Source organism: Kitasatospora sp. NPDC024654 (assembly GCF_055559155.1).
This window is the reverse complement of the sequence record NZ_JBVHLF010000016.1, coordinates 25,821-43,713: the sequence shown is the minus strand read 5'-3', so window position 1 is coordinate 43,713 and position 17,893 is coordinate 25,821. Positions and strand designations below refer to the sequence as shown.

The following is a 17,893-nucleotide window of genomic DNA, read 5'->3' as shown; positions in this document are numbered from 1 at the left end:
GGGAAGGGTGGAGCAAACCCAACCCAGATGGGGGTGGGGGTGGGGGGCCGGGCGACCCTGGGTGGGGCCACCCCCCCCCCCGCCGGGGGTCGTGCCCCCCTCCCCGGAGGCCCCCACGGGTCCTGGCCGGGCACCCCTCCGGGGCGTCCACCACCCCTTCGGGTCGTCCTCGACCGAAATCCGTGCACGCAACGTGAGCACTCCCTAACCTGACCGTGACGGCGGCGCGGGCCGCCGTCCCGTGCGCTGGTAGGGGGTCGTCGTCATGCGCGTCGTCATCGCGGGGCAGGGCTACGTCGGGCTTCCGCTCGCCGTCCGGGCCGCCGAGGTGGGCCACCAGGTGGTCGGCTACGACGTGGACCGGCTACGGATCGACCGGTTGCGGCGCGGCGAGTCCTACGTGGAGGACATCCCGGCCGAGCGGCTGCGGCCGCTGCTGGCGAGCGGCGCCTACCGGCCGTCCGACGACCCGGCCGAGGTCGCGGGCTTCGACGTCGCGGTGATCACGGTCCCCACCCCGCTCCGGGACGGCGTGCCCGACCTCTCCTACATCGAGGCCTCGGCCACCCTGCTGGCCGAGCACCTGCGGCCGGGCGCCACCGTGGTGCTGGAGTCCACCACCTACCCGGGGACCACCGAGGAGCTGCTCGCGCCGCTGCTGGAGAAGGGGTCCGGCCTGCTCGCCGGGCAGGACTTCCACCTCGGCTACAGCCCCGAGCGGATCGACCCGGGCAACCCGGTCTGGCGACTGGAGAACACCCCGAAGGTCGTCTCCGGCACCGGGCCGGCCGCGCTGGCGGCGGTCGACGGCTTCTACCGGCAGCTGGTCGAGCGGACCGTGCCGGTCTCCTCCTGCAAGGAGGCCGAGCTGACCAAGCTGCTGGAGAACACCTTCCGGCACGTCAACATCGCGCTGGTCAACGAGCTGGCGATGTTCGCCCACGACCTCGGGATCGACGTCTGGGAGGCGATCGACGCCGCCTCCACCAAGCCCTTCGGCTTCCTGCCCTTCACCCCGGGCCCGGGCGTGGGCGGGCACTGCCTGCCGATCGACCCCTCCTACCTGTCCTGGCGGGTGGAGCGAGCACTCGGGCACTCGTTCCGCTTCGTGGAGCTGGCCAACGACGTCAACAGCCACATGCCCGACTACGTGGTCCGCCGGCTGGCCGAGGCGCTGAACGAGCGGCAGCGCTCGGTGAAGGGCTCCCGGGTACTGCTGCTCGGGCTCGCCTACAAGAAGAACACCGGGGACGCCCGGGAGACCCCGGCGGCCCGGGTCGCCGAGCTGCTGGTCCGGATGGGCGCCGAGGTCCGGGCCGCCGACCCGCACGTGGTGACCGGGGTGCACGTCCCGGCGCAGGCCGGACCCGACCGGAGGGCCGCGTTCGCCGGGGTGCGCCGGGTGGAGGCCGGCGTCGAGGAGCTGGCGGCGGCCGACGCGGTGATCCTGCTCGCCGACCACGACGAGTTCGACTACCCGGCGATCACCACGCACGCCCGGTACGTGCTCGACTGCCGCCGCCGGCTGACCGGGGCGGCAGTCGAGGTGCTCTGACTCCCGGGCTGCTCCCGTGGCTCAGCCGCGGCGGCGGCCGACCGTGTTGGGCAGGGTGTCGAGGTCGGTGCCCTCGTCGATGACCACGATCTTCGGGATGACCCTGGTCTCGGCCGCCGCGTCCGCCGGGTGGGCGGGGATCAGCGCGGTCTCCTCCTCCGGGTCCGTTGCCGGGGCCGCCGGCTCGGCCGGGGTGACCGGGATCACGGCGGTCTCCGCGGCGGCGGGGTCCACCACCGGCGAGACGTACGGCTGCGCGGGCGGCGGGGGCGGCGGGGCGGTGGGACGCGGCGGCAGCTTCGCGGCGGCGGCCTGCGCCACGCCGAGCCGGGGGTCCACCGGCGCGGGGCCCTGGCGGACCTCGGGCGCGGCCTCACGCACGGCCGGGGGCAGCCGCAGCACGGTGGTCGGGGCATCGGCCGTGGGGGCGTCGGCGGCCGTGAGCGCGTGGGACCCGAGGACCGGCCGGCGCACCTCACCGGTGTCGGCCTCCGGATCGGCGGGCTGCTCGGCCGGCGGCTCGGCCGGCGGCAGCTGGGCGGCGGCCGGGGCAGGGGCCTCGGCGGGAGCCTCATCGGGCTCGATCATCCCGACCGCCTTGCCGGTCAGCGAGGCCAGCGTGCCCTTGATGTGGTCCAGGTGGGTCTGCACGGTCTCCAGGCGCTTGGCGAAGTCCGCCTGCTCGGCCGCGATCACCGCGTTGATCCGCTCGGCCTCCCGGCGGCCGCGCTCGATCAGCTGGTCGGCCTTGGCCTGGGCGTCGGTGTCGATCTGCTTGATCAGGCCCAGCACCGAATCCCGGTACTGCTCGGCCTCCCGCAGCTGGCCCTCGACGGCGATCGAGATCCGGTTGTCCTCGGCCGCGGCGGCGGCCTCCTCGGCGGCGATCCGCTCGTCGGCCTCCCGGCGCAGCTCGGCCAGCTTCGCCTCGGCCCGCTCGCCGGCGTCGGCGGCGGCCACCCTGGTCCGGGCGGCCTCGGCGGTGGCGGCGTCCCGGATCGTCCGGGCGTCCTGCTCGGCCTCGGCGCGCAGCTTCTCGGCCTCGGCGCGGGTGTACTCCTCGGTGCGAAGGGCGGCCTGGTCGGCCTCCTCACGGCTCGCCGCGGCGTACTCGGCGGAGCTCCGGGCCAGTGTCCGGCCGGCCTCGTAGACCGCGTCGCGGGTGTCCTCGGCGAACCGCTCGGCCTTGTCCCGGACCGCCTGCGCCTCGTTCTCGGCGATCGCCATCAGCCCGGCGGCCTGCTCGCTGAGCACCGTGTAGTCCGGCTCCGGCGCGTCGACCACCGCCTGCTGGGCCTCGACCAGCTGGTGCTCCAGGTCGCGGAGCTGTGCACCGAGCACGCTCAGCCGCTGCCAGGCCTCGTCCCGCTGGGCGGTCAGCACCGCCATCGCGTGGTCGACCTGGTCGGGCGCGTACCCGCGCCGGGCAGCGGTGAAGCCGTACGACGGGACGGCGTCGCTCATCTGTTCTTCCCCTCAGTGGCTGGGCGGCTGACTCGGGCGGTGGATACCTATCCTCTTGACCTATTTTGCGCAGATCATTCAGAAAGCCCAAGGAAGCGACACCAGCTGCCGCCTCCGGCCGGGACACCTACCCCGGCCGGGGGCGGTGACGGCCCTACAGCAGTCCGTCCCAGAACTGCTCCAGGAGGACCGCCCACCAGGTGTCCGGCGCCTGGAGGGCAGCCGGGTCGGCCGCCGCCAGCTCCGCCTGGAAGTCGGTGGTCCAGCGGCCGGCCTGGTCCGGGGTCAGACCGTAGCGCAGCGGCCACATCCGACCAAGCAGAGCGAGCGACCGGACGAACTCCGGCACACCAGTGTTGACGAAGCGCGGCGGCTCCCCGGTTCCCTCCAGGTCGACCGCGACCACCGCGGCCGTGCCGTACTGCACGCAGAGCTGCCGGCCGTAGTCGTTGCCGAGGACCAGATAGCCGCCCGCGTCCGGGGCGGCCGACCGGCCGCGCTCGGCGGCCAGCTCGGCCAGCGTGGGGATCGGCCGGCCCTCCGGCGCGTGCGCCCAGAAGAACGGGCCGAAGTTGGTCGGCAGGCCCGCCCAGACCAGGGTCTGCGCCACCACCTCGGGCACCCCCTGCCGGGCCACCGCGCGCTGCTCGTAGCGGAACACCGCCGGGCCGAAGTACTGCCCCAGCTCGGCCGCCAGCTGCTGCGGTGCCAGCGGCGGCAGCGGGGCGGCCGGCGCCGGCAGCGGCGCGCGGACCGGACGCGGGCGCCGCGGACCGGACGCCAGCTGGTGCAGCTCGTCCAGGTGGTTCAGCAGGTGGGCCATGCCGGCCTGGCGGGCCGGCAGCTCGCGACCGTAGGCGGCGGTGTGGCTGACCCGGACGTTCGGCCAGGAGGCCTTGATCAGCCGGGCGCAGTAGCCGCCCGGCAGGTCGCAGGACTCCAGCTCGGTGTGCAGCTCCAGGACCTGCTCCGGCGGCACGTTCAGCCGGCGCAGCTCCTGCAGGATCCGCCACTCCGGGTGCGGGGTGCCCGGCTCGCTGCGCTGCATCACCTTCTGCTCGGAGCCGTCCGGCGCCCGGTAGCTGAGCACCGCGAGGTAGCCCGGGCCGACCGTGGGCACGCCGGGCGGCACCGGCGCGCCCTGCGGCGGCAGGCCGGGCACCGGCGCGGCGGCACCGGGCAGGCCGGGACCCGCGGGGGTGCCCGGACCAGGCGGGGACGGGACCGCCGAGGCGAGCTGGGTGGCCGCCTGGGCCACCCCGGCGGCGGCTGGCGAGGGGCGGGCGGCCTTGGCGGTCACCGCGTCGGCCAGGTCGGCCGCGCCCTGCGACGGGACGGCGGCCGGGGGTGGCGGGACGGCCGCACCGGCGCGCAGCCCGGCGGGCGGCGGCGGGGGCGGGGCGCTGCCCGCCGAACGGCCGGTGGGCGCGGCGGCCGGGCCCTCCGCCGGGTGGCCCCCCGGGTGCAGCAGGCCGCCCGGCGGGGGCGGCGGCGGGGCGCTGGCGGGGTTCCGGCCACGGCCGGGGGCGGCGGCCGGGCCGGCCGGGGCCGCCGGGCCGCGAAGGCCGGCCGGGGGCGGGGGCGGGGGGACGCTCTCGGAGTTGCGTCCGAGACCGGGCGCGCCGGGGGCGGGGGCCGGGGGCGCGCTCGGCGTGCCGGGGGCGCCGGGCAGGCCCATCAGGCCGGGCACGCCGCCGTCGGCGGGGGCCAGCATGGTCGGCGCGTACTCGATCGCCGGGGCCGCCGGCGTACCGGGGGCACCCGGCAGGCCCATCAGGCCGGGCACGCCGTCCGCCGGCGCCAGCATGGTCGGCGCGTACTCGACGGCCGGCGCGGGCGGCGTGGCCGGCGCGGGCGGCGTGGCCGGTGCGGGCGGTGCAGGGGGCGCGTACTCGACGGCCGGGCCGCCCGGGAGGTCGCCGGGGGCGGCCAGCACGGTCCGGGCGTAGTCACCCGGCGCGGGGGCGGCCGACGCGGCGGGATCCTCCAGTGCGGGCATCGGCACGGTGATCGCGCCCGGCGGCACCTTCGGCGCGGGCGCGGCGTCGGCGCCCGCGTCCACCAGCTGGAAGCCCTCGGGCAGCGGCATGGTCGCGCCCTCGGGAACGGCCGCGCTCGGCATGGCGGGCGGGGCCGGCGGGCGCTCCCAGCTGGGCGGCGGCGCGAGCACGGTCGGCGCCTCGCCGGCCGGACGGTCGGAGGCCGGCGGCGCGGTCAGCACCGCGGGCGCCGGCGGCGGGTCCGCCGGAACGGGCGGCACGGGCGGCGCGGGCGGGACCGGCGGGACCGGCGGCAGGTCCACGGCCGGCGCGGGAGCGGCCGCGGGAGCGACCGGGTCGGCCGCCGCCTTCCCCAGCCGAACCGCCTCCGCGGCGATCGCCGCCTCCCCCGCCTCCTGCATCCACTGCGGCGGGCTGAGCAGGAACGAGGTGGCCTCGACCGGCCCCGGCAGCGGCTTGGCGCCGCCGGCCGGCGCGGACCCGACCGGCCGCCCGTACTCCTCCTCGTAGCGCCGGACCACCTCGTTGACCGGCAGCGCCGGCCAGAGCGTGCTGGCCCCGGTCTCCCGGGCGATCACCAACTTGACCGCGCCGCCGTCCGAGGACGGCCCGCCGGCCCGGTCCTCGGCCCAGCAGACGAAGCCGAGGTCGAACTCCCGCACCCGGACCTCGCGCTGCTGGAACGGCGGCACCCCGCCGTTGATCCAGTCCGCCGCCAGGTCCTGCGCCTGCGCGTACGTCACCATGCCCGGTCCGCCCCTACCTTTCCCGCCAATGCCACCGCTGCCCTGCCGTCACCCGGTGCCCGCGTCACGGCACCGGTACCGCGCGGGCGAACCCGCCGTCCACCATCAGCTCCGCCACCGTCTCCAACTCCGGCGGGCCGCCGGCCAGTCGGAGCAGGAAGTCGTCGAAGTCGTCCCCGCACGGCAGCAGCAGCCGTTCGACCCGCTCCGCGGGCTCCTCGGGCGCGCCGGCGTCGCGGGCGTCGTCGTACAGGCAGCACCAGACCGAGCCGATCCGGTCGCCGCGCACCTTCAGCGCGAGGATGCCGCCCTGGGCGTAGGCGATGCCCAGATAGTCCTTGGTCAGGTGGTCGCGCAGGCACTTGTTGGCGTAGACCAGGTCCTCGACCCCGTACTCCTCACGCAGCGTCAGGAAAGGCTGGTCGAGCAGGAGTCCGAGCTCGGGGTCGAGCGCGACCCCGACCGGGCCCCGGCCGCCGCCCAGCTTGAGGAAGCTCCGGTAGGCCCCGGGCAGCCGGTAGCCCAGCCGCTCCTCGGCCGCCAGGATCAGGTCCTCCGGGACGCTGACCGGGTCGCCGCCCTCCTTGGAGAGCGAGAAGTGCGCGCTGCGCCGCTCCTGCAACGGCCGGGTGCCGCGCCGGGTGTGGTCGGCGGCCGAGCGGGCCAGCCCGCCGTGGTGCCGCAGCAGCGCCTTGACCTCGACCGGGACCAGCTCCATCCGGCGCCAGCCGGGCTCCGCCCCGCCGACCGCGTGGTGCCAGGTCCAGCCGGGCGGGGTGGCCACCGGGCAGGCCAGGTCGGCCCAGAGCTCGTGGCCCTCGGTGAACAGCGCGGCGTTGGCCGAGACGTAGTCGGTCAGCCGCAGCTCGTCCACGCCGAAGCCCTCGGGCGGGTCGGCCACCTCGGCCGCCGCCCGGGCGTACGGGCCGAAGTCCGGGTAGCCCCGATCGTCCACCCGCACCCCGGCGGGGTACCTCTCCGCCCGTACCGGGTCCGGAAACTGCACCACCTGACCCGCGTAGGCCGCGTTGGGCGCGGCGGCGGTGCCGGGCCGACCTGTCGTCATCTGGGAGCCCCCACTGGCTGAAGCCGATTGCTGCCCACCAGGGTATGTGGTCGGGGTCCGGCACGGTTCCCCCGCCCGGCGGAACGGTCGGGCGGGAGATCCGTGGCGAGTTGTGAACGAGTGGTGGATGTCTGACGTGCCCTCCGTACACCCTCGGGCACCCCGGGTCATCAGTTGTCCGAGGCGTTTGGCAGGCTGGGCGTTTACACGCTGGCCGGTCCAGCGGACGAACAGTCACCCGGGCAACGCCGCCTGGAACGGAGGGAGCAGCCGTGGAGCACCGCCAGTCCAGCCCTTCCCCGGCCGGTCCGCCGCCCGGCACGGTGCCGGTCCCGCCCCCGCCGTCCGCGCCGCTGCTGCGCCACCACCGGGACAGCCTGCTGCCCACGGTGGCCGCCGCGCTCTCGCTGCGCGGCGGGGAGGTGCACACCCTGGCCGGCCGCAAGGCGGACGAGCGGCCCGAGTTGCACCCGCTGATAGCCGACTTCCTGGACCGGCTGCCGATCGAGCACCGGGAACGGTTCACCGGCCGCTGCCCGGAGGCGGTGCTGCTCTCCCGCTACCTCACCACGGTGGACGCCGGCCGTTCCAAGCGCGCCGCCCGCAAGCCGCTGAGCCTGCACGAGGCCCGCAAGGCGCTCAAGGGCGCCAAGCTCACCACCGTGCGGATCCGCGAGGAGGACGACCCGGCACACGGCACCCACGCGCCGCTCTGCCGCTCCTGCGAACCGCTGCTCGACCACCTCACCGTGCTGAGCGTCGCGGTCGCCCCGCAGGCCTGACCGCGCCCGCACGCCGCGTTCCCGCCCCCGAGTCCGGAGTACGTCCTGAACCCGCTCGCCACCCCCTCCGCCGGAGAGACCCGCCCCCAGCCGCCGGCCGGACGCGGTTCCACCCCACGGTTCTCCGCCGACGTCGCCGCCGCGCTCAAGCAGGCCGGCTGGCACCCCGGCCGGTGGGAGATCCGCCGCGCCGAGGAGTGGGCCGACCAGCTGCTCGCCCACCCGGGCGCGGTGCCGCACGCGGTCTTCCCCGCCGCGGTGGAGGCCTGGGCCGAGTTCGGCGGGCTCGCCTTCGACCTCTCCGGCGCCGGTCGGCAGGTGGCCCGCACCCCGTTCCGGCTCGACCCGCTCTGCGGCCTGCACCACCCGCGCTCGCTGGCCGACCTGGGCCGCGCGCTGGACGCCCGGGTGGCACCGCTGGGCGAGGAGCGGCACGGCCAGGCGCTGCTCGCGGTGGACGAGGCGGGCCGGGTCTTCAGCCTGGACCACACCGGTGAGTGGTACCTGGGCGCGGACGTCGACCAGGCGGTCTCCACGCTGGTGCTCGGCACCCTCCCGGAGCGGCTGCGGCCTGCCCACTGACCCGGCCGCGACACGCCGGGCCAGGTAAAACTTCGGTGCGGACTCGGCGTGGGCGCGGTGCCTCAGGTCAACGGATCGCTGCGGACCGCCAGCCGGGAGGGCAGCATCGCCTCCACCCGGAAGCCGCCGTCCCGCTCCGGCCCGGCCCGGAAGTTGCCGCCCAGCGCCAGCACCCGCTCGCGCATCCCGACCAGCCCGTTGCCCCCGCTGGGCAGCGCGACCTGCTCGCCGCCGCCCGAGCGGCCGTTCACCACGGCCACCCTTACCCCGTTGGGCACGTAGGCCAGCAGCACCGACACCCGGGCCCCGCCGGCGTGCTTGTGCGCGTTGGTCAGCCCCTCCTGCACCACCCGGTAGGCGGTCTGCTCGGCCTCCCCGGTGTACCGCGGCCCGCTGCCGGTGACCTTGAACGTCACGGTCATCCCGGCCGCCCGGGACTGGTCCACCAGCCGCGGCAGCTCGGCCAGCCCGGCGGCCGGCGCCCCGTCGACCCGCTCCTCCGACATCCTCAGCACGCCGAGGATCTCGCGCAGCTCGTTGAGCGCCTGCCGTCCGGTCTCGGCCATCAGCCGGGCGCTGTTCGCCGCCTTCTCCGGGTCCTTGCCGACGATCCGCTCCAGCGCGCCGGCGTGCACCACCATCAGGCTCACCCGGTGCGCCACCACGTCGTGCATCTCCCGGGCGATCCGGGTGCGCTCCTCCAGCCGGGCCCGCCGGGCGCGCTCGCGGGCCTGCTCGGCGAGCAGGTCGAGCTCGGTCTCCAGGCCGTGCGCGCGGTCCTTGAGCGACTCGACCAGCCGCCGCCGGGCCCCGAGGTAGAGGCCGGTGACCACCGGCAGCACGGTCAGCCCGAGCGACACCAGCGCCGCGATCAGCGTGAACACCCAGGTCGGCGGAAGCGTCTCACCGGGGTTGGGCGCCGAGGTGAGCAGTGAGAAGAGCACCATCCCGAAGGTTTCCAGGAAGACCGCGACGCACAGCGCCAGCACCGGCCGGCGGCGCGACGGCCAGGTCCAGGTGCCCGCCAGGGTGTACAGCGAGACGACCACCAGCAGGATCCCGAAGAGCCCGGGCACCAGCACGATCGAGACCAGCACCGGGATGGCCGGCCAGCGCCGGCGGACCAGCAGCGTGGCTCCCCCGAGCCCGCCGATCACCATCGCGGCGACCGTCGGCACCGGCCCCAGGTGCAGCCGGTCACCCACGAACGAATAGCCGCCCGCCGCACACTCCAGCGCGGCCAGTGCGGCCAGTCCCGCGTCCAGGAGCGCGCTTCGCCGACGCTCCCACCACCACAGGCCGCGGGCCGGCGTGCCCTCCCCCGACGACATGCTCATAGCGGACAGCCTAAGCGAGCGGCGCCGGCCGTCCCATCGGGTTACCCCTACTATCCGGGTGCCTCCGGAACATCTGTCCGGCATCCGGCCACCACCGCGTCCGGACGAGCCGCGCCACCTATGCTGTTGCGCGTCGGACAGCGCGGTCCGCCGTAGCCGAACCCCACCACCCAAGGGAGCCAGCCGTGACCGCAGAGGTCCCCACCCCGGCCGACCACCCGAGTGCCGATCCGGCCGCCGACAACGCCGCCCTGCGGGCCGACATCCGCCGGCTCGGCGATCTGCTCGGCGAGACGCTGGTGCGCCAGGAGGGCGCCGAGGTGCTCGGCCTGGTCGAACAGGTCCGGCTGCTCAGCCGGACGGACGGCGAGGCCACCGCCGAGCTGCTCGGCAACATCGACCTGGAGACCGCGGCCAAGCTGGTGCGCGCCTTCTCCACCTACTTCCACCTGGCCAACGTGACCGAGCAGGTGCACCGCGGCCGCGAGTTCGCCGCCCGCCGCGCCCGCGAGGGCTCGCTGCTCTCGCGGACCGCCGACCAGCTCGCCGACGCCGACCCCAAGCACCTCGCGGACACCCTGGCCCACCTGGCCGTCCGTCCGGTCTTCACCGCGCACCCCACCGAGGCGGCCCGCCGCAGCGTGCTCAACAAGCTCCGCCGGATCGGCGAGCTGCTGGAGCGGATCCACCGTGAGCACCTGGCCTCCGGCCTCTCCGCCGCCGACCCGGAGCGGTACTCCTCGGCCCGCCGCTCGGCCGACCGCCGGCTCGCCGAGGTGATCGACCTGCTCTGGCAGACCGACGAGCTGCGGATCGCCCGCCCCGAGCCCACCGACGAGGCCCGCAACGCCGTCTACTACCTGGACGAGCTGTACCGCGAGGCCGTCCCGGAGGTGCTGGAGGAGCTGCACGAGGAACTGGCCCGGGTCGGCGTCACCGTCCCCGATGGCGTCCGTCCGCTCACCTTCGGCACCTGGATCGGCGGCGACCGGGACGGCAACCCCAACGTCACCCCGCAGGTCACCTGGGACGTGCTCAACCTGCAGCACGAGTACGGCATCAAGGACGCCCTGGACACCATGGACGACCTGCGGAACTCGCTCTCCACCTCGGTCCGGCTGGCCGGCGCCTCCGCCGAGCTGCTGGAGTCGCTGGACGCCGACCTCAAGCTGCTCCCCGAGCTGAGCCCGCGCTACAAGCGGATGAACGCCGAGGAGCCCTACCGGCTCAAGGCCACCTGCATCCGGCTCAAGCTGGAGAACACCCGCGAGCGGCTCGCCAACGGCACCCCCCACGTCGTCGGCCGCGACTACCTGGGCACCCACGAGCTGATCACCGACCTCAGGCTGATCCAGGACTCGCTGCGCAGCCACCGCGGCGAGCTGATCGCCGACGGCCGACTCGCCCGGGCGATCCGCACCGTCGAGGCGTTCGGCCTCCAGCTCGCCACCATGGACGTCCGCGAGCACGCCGAGGCGCACCACCACGCGCTCGGCCAGCTCTTCGACCGGCTCGGCGAGGAGGCCTGGCGCTACGCCGACATGCCGCGCGAGTACCGCCAGCGGCTGCTCGCCAAGGAGCTGCGCTCGCGCCGCCCGCTGGCCCCCACCCCGGCCCCGCTGGACGACGCCGGCACCCGCACGCTGGGCGTCTTCAACACCATCCGGGAGGGCTTCGAGCGGTTCGGCGACGAGATCGTCGAGAGCTACATCATCTCGATGTGCCAGGGTGCCGACGACGTCTTCGCGGCGGCTGTGCTGGCCCGCGAGGCCGGCCTGATCGACCTGCACGCCGGGATCGCCAGGATCGGCATCGTGCCGCTGCTGGAGACCACCGACGAGCTGCAGCAGGCCGACCGGATCCTCGACGAGATGCTCGCCGACCCGTCCTACCGGCTGCTGGTCTCGCTGCGCGGCGACATCCAGGAGGTCATGCTCGGCTACTCGGACTCCTCCAAGTTCGGCGGCATCACCACCTCGCAGTGGGAGATCCACCGGGCCCAGCGCCGGCTGCGCGACGTGGCCCACCGCTACGGCATCCGGCTGCGGCTCTTCCACGGCCGCGGCGGCACGGTCGGCCGCGGCGGCGGCCCCTCGCACGAGGCGATCCTGGCCCAGCCGTGGGGCACCCTGGAGGGCGAGATCAAGGTCACCGAGCAGGGCGAGGTGATCTCCGACAAGTACCTGCTCCCCTCGTTGGCCCGGGAGAACCTGGAGCTGACCCTCTCCGCCACGCTCGCCGCCTCCGCGCTGCACACCCGGCCCCGGCAGGCCCCCGAGGAGCTGGCCCGCTGGGACGCCGCGATGGACAGGGTCTCGGAGGCCGCGCACACCGCCTACCGCGGCCTGGTCGATCAGGAGGACCTGCCGAAGTACTTCTTCGCCGCCACCCCGGTCGACCAGCTGGCCTCGCTGCACCTGGGCTCCCGCCCGTCCCGCCGGCCCGACTCCGGCGCCGGCCTGGACGGCCTGCGGGCCATCCCGTGGGTCTTCGGCTGGACCCAGTCCCGCCAGATCGTGCCCGGCTGGTACGGCGTCGGCTCGGGCCTGGCCGCCGCCCGAGCGGCCGGCCTGGGCGACGTGCTGGACGAGATGTACGGCCAGTGGCACTTCTTCCGCAACTTCCTGTCCAACGTCGCGATGACGCTGGCCAAGACCGACCTGCGGATCGCCCGGCACTACGTCGAGCAGCTGGTCCCGGCCGAGCTGCAACACGTCTTCGACCAGATCACCGCCGAGCACGAGCTGACCCTCAGGGAGGTGCTGCGGCTCACCGGCGAGAGTGAACTCCTCGAGTCCAACCCGGTGTTGAAGCAGACCTTCCGGGTCCGCGACGCCTACCTCGACCCGATCTCCTACCTCCAGGTGGCCCTGCTCCGCCGCCAGCGCGAGGAACTCGCCGCCGGCCGCCCCGAAGACCCGCTGCGGGCCCGCGCCCTGCTGCTCACCGTCAACGGCATCGCCGCCGGCCTGCGCAACACCGGCTGACGGTCCGACAACCGACCGAAACGGCGGTGGCGGCCCGCTTCCTACGCGGGCACCGTCACCGCCGTTTCGGTCGGCCGTCGCATGACGGACCGTCAGCCCCCCGCCGGGGTGCCGGCGCGGCGGCGCTTGAGCCAGAGGGCGCCGCCGCCGCCCGCGACCAGGAGGCCGCCGGCCACCGCGACCAGGCCCGCGTCGCCACCGATCGATCCGATGAAGCCGCCCGCCAGCTGGTCGGAGACCTCGCCGGTGCCGGGGTTCGCCGAGGGCGAGGGGGTCGGGGTCGGGTCGGACACCAGGTCGGCGACCTGGGTCGGGTCGCCGCCGGCGGACCGGACGCGGTAGACCGGCCGCGCCTCGCCGAGCGCGACGCCGACCCGGTGGCCGGGGTAGGTCGTGCCGGACGGAGCGGGGGCCGGGGCCGGGGCCGAAGTGGTCGGGCAGCCGTCGGGCCGGGCCGGGTCGGACGGCGTCGGGGAGGGAGAGGCCGACACCGGCGCCGAAGCCGAGGCCGACGGCGACGGGGTGGGCGAGCCGGTGGGGCAGGACGAGTCGCTCGCCGAAGCACTGGCGGACGGGCCGACCGCCGTGGGCGCGGCGCTCGGACCGGGGTGCCCGTCGCCCGGGTCGACCGTGGCCGACGGCGAGGCCTGACCGCTCGTCGAGGGGGCCGGCGAGGCGGCGGGTTCGGCCGCCCGCGCGCTCGGCACCGCGCCGATCAACACCACCGCGAGCAACGCCGTTCCGGCCATCGCCCGACCGCCCGCAACCCGTGCCGTACCCAACCGCCCAGCGCCCACCAGCGCCCCCACCTTCCCAAGTCCGGCTCGACCGTACCCGATCACCCGGGCCGGTCCGGCACCGGATCCCGGGCCGCGGGCAAGAGTTGTACTACTGTTGCCCGGCGCGTCACGGACCGGGGCACGGGCCAGGTCGGACAGTGGCCGAAAGCCGACGGCCGCTCAGGAGTTGTAGGTGCCCTGGGCCCGCTCCAGACCCTCCGTCAGCAGCGCCTCCACCGAGTCGGCCGCCCGGTCCACGAACCAGTCCAGCTCCTTGCGCTCGGCCGTGGAGAAGTCCTTGAGCACGAAGTCGGCGACCTCCATCCGGCCGGGCGGACGGCCCACCCCGCAGCGCACCCGGTAGTAGCCCGGGCCGAGCGACTTGGTGATCGACTTCAGCCCGTTGTGGCCGTTGTCGCCGCCGCCGAGCTTGAGCCGCAGCGCCGCGTAGTCGATGTCCAGCTCGTCGTGGATCGCCACCACCGCGTCGGTGGGCGCCTTGTAGAAGTCGCGCAGCGCGGTGACCGGGCCGCCGGAGAGGTTCATGAAGGACATCGGCTTGGCCAGCACCACCCGCTGCCCGGCCAGCCGACCCTCGGCAACCTGGGCCCGGCTCTTGTGCGCCTTGAACTTCGCGCCGATCCGCTCGGCCAGCAGGTCGACGACCATGAAGCCGACGTTGTGCCGGTTGCGGGCGTAGCCCTCCCCCGGGTTGCCCAGGCCGACGATCAGCCACGGCCCTGTGTACTCGTCACCCATCTCCGCTCCTCATCCTCACCACCACATCATCCAGGACGCACCGCTGCCCCGGCTCCCTGGAGAACCAGGGAGCCGGGGCAGCGGTCAGGTACCGGGCGGGGCTCAGGCCTCCGCGGCGGCCTCCTCCTCGGAAGCCTCCTCCTCGGCCGGGGCGGCCTGGGCGCCGATGATCTGCAGCACGACGGCGTCGGCCTCGACGGCCAGCGAGACGCCCTTCGGCAGCGCGATGTCGCCGGCGGTGATGGCGGCACCGGCCTCCAGGCCCTCGACCGAGACGGTGACCGACTCGGGCAGGTGGGTGGCCTCGGCCTCGATCGGCAGCGCGTTCAGCACGTGCTCGACCAGGTTGCCGCCGGGGGCCAGGTCGCCCTCGATCTGCACCGGGATCTCGACGGTGACCTTCTCGCCGCGCTTCACGAGCAGCAGGTCGACGTGCTCGATGGTGCGCTTGATGGCCTCACGCTGGACGGCCTTGGGCAGCACGAACTCGTCCTTGCCCTCGATCGGGACGACCAGCAGGGCGTTCGGGGTCTTCAGGGCCATCATCAGGTCGTGGCCGGGCAGGTTCAGGTGAACCGGGGCGTGGCCGTGGCCGTAGACCACACCGGGGACGAAGCCGGCCCGGCGGGCGCGGCGGGCGGCACCCTTGCCGAACTCGTTGCGGGGCTCGGCGGCAAGGCGGATCTCGGACACGACTGCACTCCTCGGAAGGCTGGCGCGGGGGTGCAGGCAACACTCGTACGGTCGTCATACGAGCCCCGGAAAGCGAAGAGCCGCCGGGACCACACCCTCAAGAACGGTGGGTTCGCTCGGCGGCGGACGACTCTGCCGATGACCGGGACTCCGGCCGCGGCAGCGCGTCGATCACGGAACCGGCACCCGTGCGGGCACACGGCGTCCCTCGCCGAGCAGTCTCACCACTTTAACCGCACCCCTCGGCAACCGTGAAATCGGCCCCGGTGCGAGATGCACCGGGGCCGAACATTCATCCAACAGTGGCGGATCAGTGCACACCCTCGAAGAGGCTGGTCACCGAGCCCTCCTCGAAGACCTCGCGGATCGCGGCGGCGATCGACGGGGCGATGGAGAGCGTGGTCACCTTGTCCAGCTGCAGCGCGGCCGGGGTGGGCAGCGTGTTGGTGAAGACGAACTCGCTCACCCGGGAGTTCTTCAGCCGGTCCGCGGCCGGGCCGGAGAGCACGCCGTGGGTGGCGGCCACCAGCACGTCGGCGGCGCCGTTCTCGAAGAGCGCGTCGGCCGCGGCGCAGATCGTGCCGGCGGTGTCGATCATGTCGTCGACCAGCACGCAGACCCGGCCCTTGACGTCACCGACCACCTCGGCGGAGAGGATGGTGTTGGCCGCGGTGATGTCCCGGCGCTTGTGGATGATCGCCAGCGGGGCGTCCAGCCGGTCGCACCACTGGTCGGCCACCTTCACCCGACCGGCGTCCGGGGAGACCACGGTCAGCTTGGAGCGGTCGACCTTCTCGCCGATGTAGTCGCAGAGCAGCGGCAGGGCGAACAGGTGGTCCACCGGACCGGAGAAGAAGCCCTGGATCTGCGCGGTGTGCAGGTCCACCGCCATCAGGCGGTCGGCACCGGCCTGGGCCAGCAGGTCGGCGATCAGCCGGGCCGAGATGGGCTCGCGGCCCAGGTGCTTCTTGTCCTGGCGGGCGTACCCGTAGAACGGCAGGATCGCGGTGATGCTCTTGGCGGAGGCCCGCTTCAGCGCATCGATCATGATCAGCTGTTCCATGATCCACTGGTTGATGGGAGCCGTGTGGCTCTGCATCACGAAACAGTCCGCTCCCCGGGCGGAGTCCAGGAAGCGGACGTAGATCTCACCGTTGGCGAAGTCGAGGGCCTTCGTCGGGACCAGCTCGGTGCCGAGCGCCGCCGCGACCTCCTTTGCCAGCTCGGGGTGGGCACGGCCGGAGAAGAGCTTCAGCTTCTTCTCACCCGACGTCGTGATCCCGCTCACTGCACCGTCTCCTCGCGTTGCTGCGCATGGTTCCGTCGCACCGCGCCCGGGCGGCGAGGCCGCCCGGGCCGGGGGTCGACGGGTTCGGGGTACGCCTCGGCACGGGCTACAGCCCCACGGCGCACGTATGTACACCAGGTTACGCGCCCGCGCGGAAAGCGTCCGTCCCGGTACCGCCGCTGGCACCCCCCGAAGGGCTGCTCAGGCCTCCGGCGCCCCGTCCAGCGCGGCGGCCGCGGCCTCGGCGGCCGCCGTGCCGGGGCGCTTCCGCGCCACCCAGCCCGCCACATTGCGCTGCTGTGCGCGGCTCACGCCGAGCGCGCCCGGGGGCACGTCGCTGATGATCACCGAGCCGGCGGCGGTGTAGGCGCCATCACCCACCGTGACCGGTGCGATGAACATGTTGTCCGACCCGGTCCGGCAGTGCGCGCCGATCACCGTGCGGTGCTTGTTCACCCCGTCGTAGTTCACCGTGACCGAGGCCGCACCGATGTTGGTGCCCTCGCCGATGGTGGCGTCGCCGATGTAGGAGAGGTGCGGCACTTTGGCACCCTCGCCCAGCTCGGAGTTCTTGATCTCCACGTAGGTGCCGGCCTTGGCCTTGCGGGCCAGCCGGGCGCCCGGCCGCAGGTAGGCGTACGGGCCGACCTCGCAGCGCTCGCCGATCTCGGCACGGTCCGCCGTGGTGTTGCTCACCTGCGCGCCGGCACCCACCACGGTGTCGGTCAGCGTGCAGTTCGGGCCGACCCGGCAGCCCTCGCCGAGCCGGGTGGCGCCCTGCAGCTGGGTGTTGGGCAGCACCACGGCGTCCGGCTGGTAGTCAACCTGGACGTCGATCCAGGTGCTCGCCGGGTCCACCACGGTCACCCCAGCCCGCATCGCCCGCTCCAGCAGCCGGTCGTTGAGCAGCCGGCGGGCCTCGGCCAGCTGCACCCGGTCGTTGATCCCGAGGATGTCCCGGTGGTCCTCGGCGACCACCGCGCCGACCCGGTGCCCGGCCGAGCGCAGGATGTGCAGGGTGTCGGTGAGGTACTCCTCGCCCTGCGCGTTGTCGGTACCGATCCGGCCCAGCGCCTCGGCCAGCAGCTTGCCCTCGAAGGCGTAGACGCCCGAGTTGATCTCCCGCAGCTCGCGCTGCTCCGGGCTGGCGTCCTTGTGCTCGACGATCGCGGTCACCGAGCCGTCCGCCGGGTGGCGCAGGATCCGGCCGTAGCCGGTCGGGTCGGGGACCACGGCGGTCAGCACGGTGACGCCGTTGCCCTGGGCGGCATGCTGCTCGGCCAGCGCGCGCAGGGTCTCCCCGGTCAGCAGCGGGGTGTCGCCGGTGGCGACCAGCACCGTGCCGTCCAGCGCGACGCCGTCGGCGGCCAGCGCCTCCAACGCGGTGCGCGCGGCGCTGCCAGTGCCGTTCTGCCGCTCCTGGACCACGGTCCGGGCCGCCGGGTGGTGCTCGCCCAGGTGCTCGGCGACCAGCTCGCGCAGGTGGCCGATCACCACGACCAGCTGCTGCGGCGCCAACTCCTCCGCCGCGGCGACCACGTGGCCGACCAGGCTGCGACCGCAGATCGGGTGGAGCACCTTCGGCAGGGTGGTGGACTTCATCCGGGAGCCCTCGCCGGCGGCAAGGACGATCACGGCGACGGGAGGGTTGGCGCTCACGCGGGGGACTCCTTGGGACGACCGGAGGGCGGGAGGGCCCGGCGCGCGCTCCGCACGCCCGCACGCGGACCGATGACGAGAATAGCCGCGGGTCACCTGGGTCGCGCCAGCGAGCGGTCGGGGGGGGGGGGGGGGGGGGGGGGGGGGGGGGGGGGGGGGTGGGGGGGGGGGGGGGGGAAGAAGGAACAGGAAGGAA

At 74.8% G+C, this 17,893-nt stretch carries 13 protein-coding genes; 4 read left to right on the top strand and 9 right to left on the bottom strand.

Annotated features, from left to right (window positions below):
• The first annotated feature begins 265 nt into the window (after window positions 1-265).
• The gene (locus tag ACZ38L_RS12730; RefSeq protein ID WP_396558029.1) at window positions 266-1,555 is read left to right on the top strand and encodes a nucleotide sugar dehydrogenase; all 1,290 of its coding nucleotides are present in this window, start codon (window positions 266-268) and stop codon (window positions 1,553-1,555) included.
• A gap of 21 nt (window positions 1,556-1,576) precedes the next feature.
• Here the strand turns inward: ACZ38L_RS12730 and ACZ38L_RS12725 are convergent, their stop codons facing one another.
• From ACZ38L_RS12725 to ACZ38L_RS12715, 3 genes are all read right to left on the bottom strand, one after another.
• A complete protein-coding gene (locus tag ACZ38L_RS12725; protein WP_465692068.1) occupies window positions 1,577-3,019 on the bottom strand; it encodes a hypothetical protein in 1,443 nt (480 codons plus the stop codon).
• Window positions 3,020-3,173: 154 nt separating this feature from the next.
• A complete protein-coding gene (locus tag ACZ38L_RS12720) occupies window positions 3,174-5,765 on the bottom strand; it encodes an SUKH-4 family immunity protein (protein WP_465692066.1) in 2,592 nt (863 codons plus the stop codon).
• A gap of 64 nt (window positions 5,766-5,829) precedes the next feature.
• The gene (locus ACZ38L_RS12715) at window positions 5,830-6,831 is read right to left on the bottom strand and encodes an SMI1/KNR4 family protein (protein WP_465692064.1); all 1,002 of its coding nucleotides are present in this window, start codon (window positions 6,829-6,831) and stop codon (window positions 5,830-5,832) included.
• Window positions 6,832-7,103: 272 nt separating this feature from the next.
• Here ACZ38L_RS12715 and ACZ38L_RS12710 point away from each other — a divergent pair, with 272 nt between their 5' ends.
• Both ACZ38L_RS12710 and ACZ38L_RS12705 read left to right on the top strand, forming a co-directional pair.
• Complete coding sequence (locus ACZ38L_RS12710) at window positions 7,104-7,613, top strand: YwqJ-related putative deaminase (protein WP_465692062.1); 510 nt, start codon at window positions 7,104-7,106, stop codon at window positions 7,611-7,613.
• Window positions 7,614-7,658: 45 nt separating this feature from the next.
• Window positions 7,659-8,195, top strand: coding sequence for an SUKH-3 domain-containing protein (locus tag ACZ38L_RS12705; protein WP_465692211.1), 537 nt, complete (start codon window positions 7,659-7,661; stop codon window positions 8,193-8,195).
• A 62-nt stretch (window positions 8,196-8,257) separates the two neighbouring features.
• Here the strand turns inward: ACZ38L_RS12705 and ACZ38L_RS12700 are convergent, their stop codons facing one another.
• Window positions 8,258-9,532: a sensor histidine kinase gene (locus tag ACZ38L_RS12700; RefSeq protein ID WP_465692060.1), complete on the bottom strand. Its 1,275-nt coding sequence runs from the start codon at window positions 9,530-9,532 to the stop codon at window positions 8,258-8,260.
• A 185-nt stretch (window positions 9,533-9,717) separates the two neighbouring features.
• Here ACZ38L_RS12700 and ppc point away from each other — a divergent pair, with 185 nt between their 5' ends.
• Window positions 9,718-12,519, top strand: coding sequence for a phosphoenolpyruvate carboxylase (gene ppc / locus ACZ38L_RS12695; protein ID WP_465692059.1), 2,802 nt, complete (start codon window positions 9,718-9,720; stop codon window positions 12,517-12,519).
• Between the two features lie 92 nt (window positions 12,520-12,611).
• Here the strand turns inward: ppc and ACZ38L_RS12690 are convergent, their stop codons facing one another.
• From ACZ38L_RS12690 to glmU, 5 genes are all read right to left on the bottom strand, one after another.
• Window positions 12,612-13,268, bottom strand: coding sequence for a hypothetical protein (locus tag ACZ38L_RS12690; protein WP_465692057.1), 657 nt, complete (start codon window positions 13,266-13,268; stop codon window positions 12,612-12,614).
• A 210-nt stretch (window positions 13,269-13,478) separates the two neighbouring features.
• Entirely contained in the window at window positions 13,479-14,057 is a 579-nt protein-coding gene (gene pth / locus ACZ38L_RS12685; RefSeq protein ID WP_396558052.1) for an aminoacyl-tRNA hydrolase, read from the bottom strand.
• 102 nt (window positions 14,058-14,159) lie between these two features.
• Complete coding sequence (locus ACZ38L_RS12680) at window positions 14,160-14,750, bottom strand: 50S ribosomal protein L25/general stress protein Ctc (protein WP_396558054.1); 591 nt, start codon at window positions 14,748-14,750, stop codon at window positions 14,160-14,162.
• Window positions 14,751-15,060: 310 nt separating this feature from the next.
• Window positions 15,061-16,038: a ribose-phosphate diphosphokinase gene (locus ACZ38L_RS12675; RefSeq protein WP_465692054.1), complete on the bottom strand. Its 978-nt coding sequence runs from the start codon at window positions 16,036-16,038 to the stop codon at window positions 15,061-15,063.
• Window positions 16,039-16,239: 201 nt separating this feature from the next.
• Complete coding sequence (gene glmU / locus ACZ38L_RS12670) at window positions 16,240-17,697, bottom strand: bifunctional UDP-N-acetylglucosamine diphosphorylase/glucosamine-1-phosphate N-acetyltransferase GlmU (RefSeq protein WP_465692052.1); 1,458 nt, start codon at window positions 17,695-17,697, stop codon at window positions 16,240-16,242.
• Window positions 17,698-17,893: the final 196 nt, after the last annotated feature.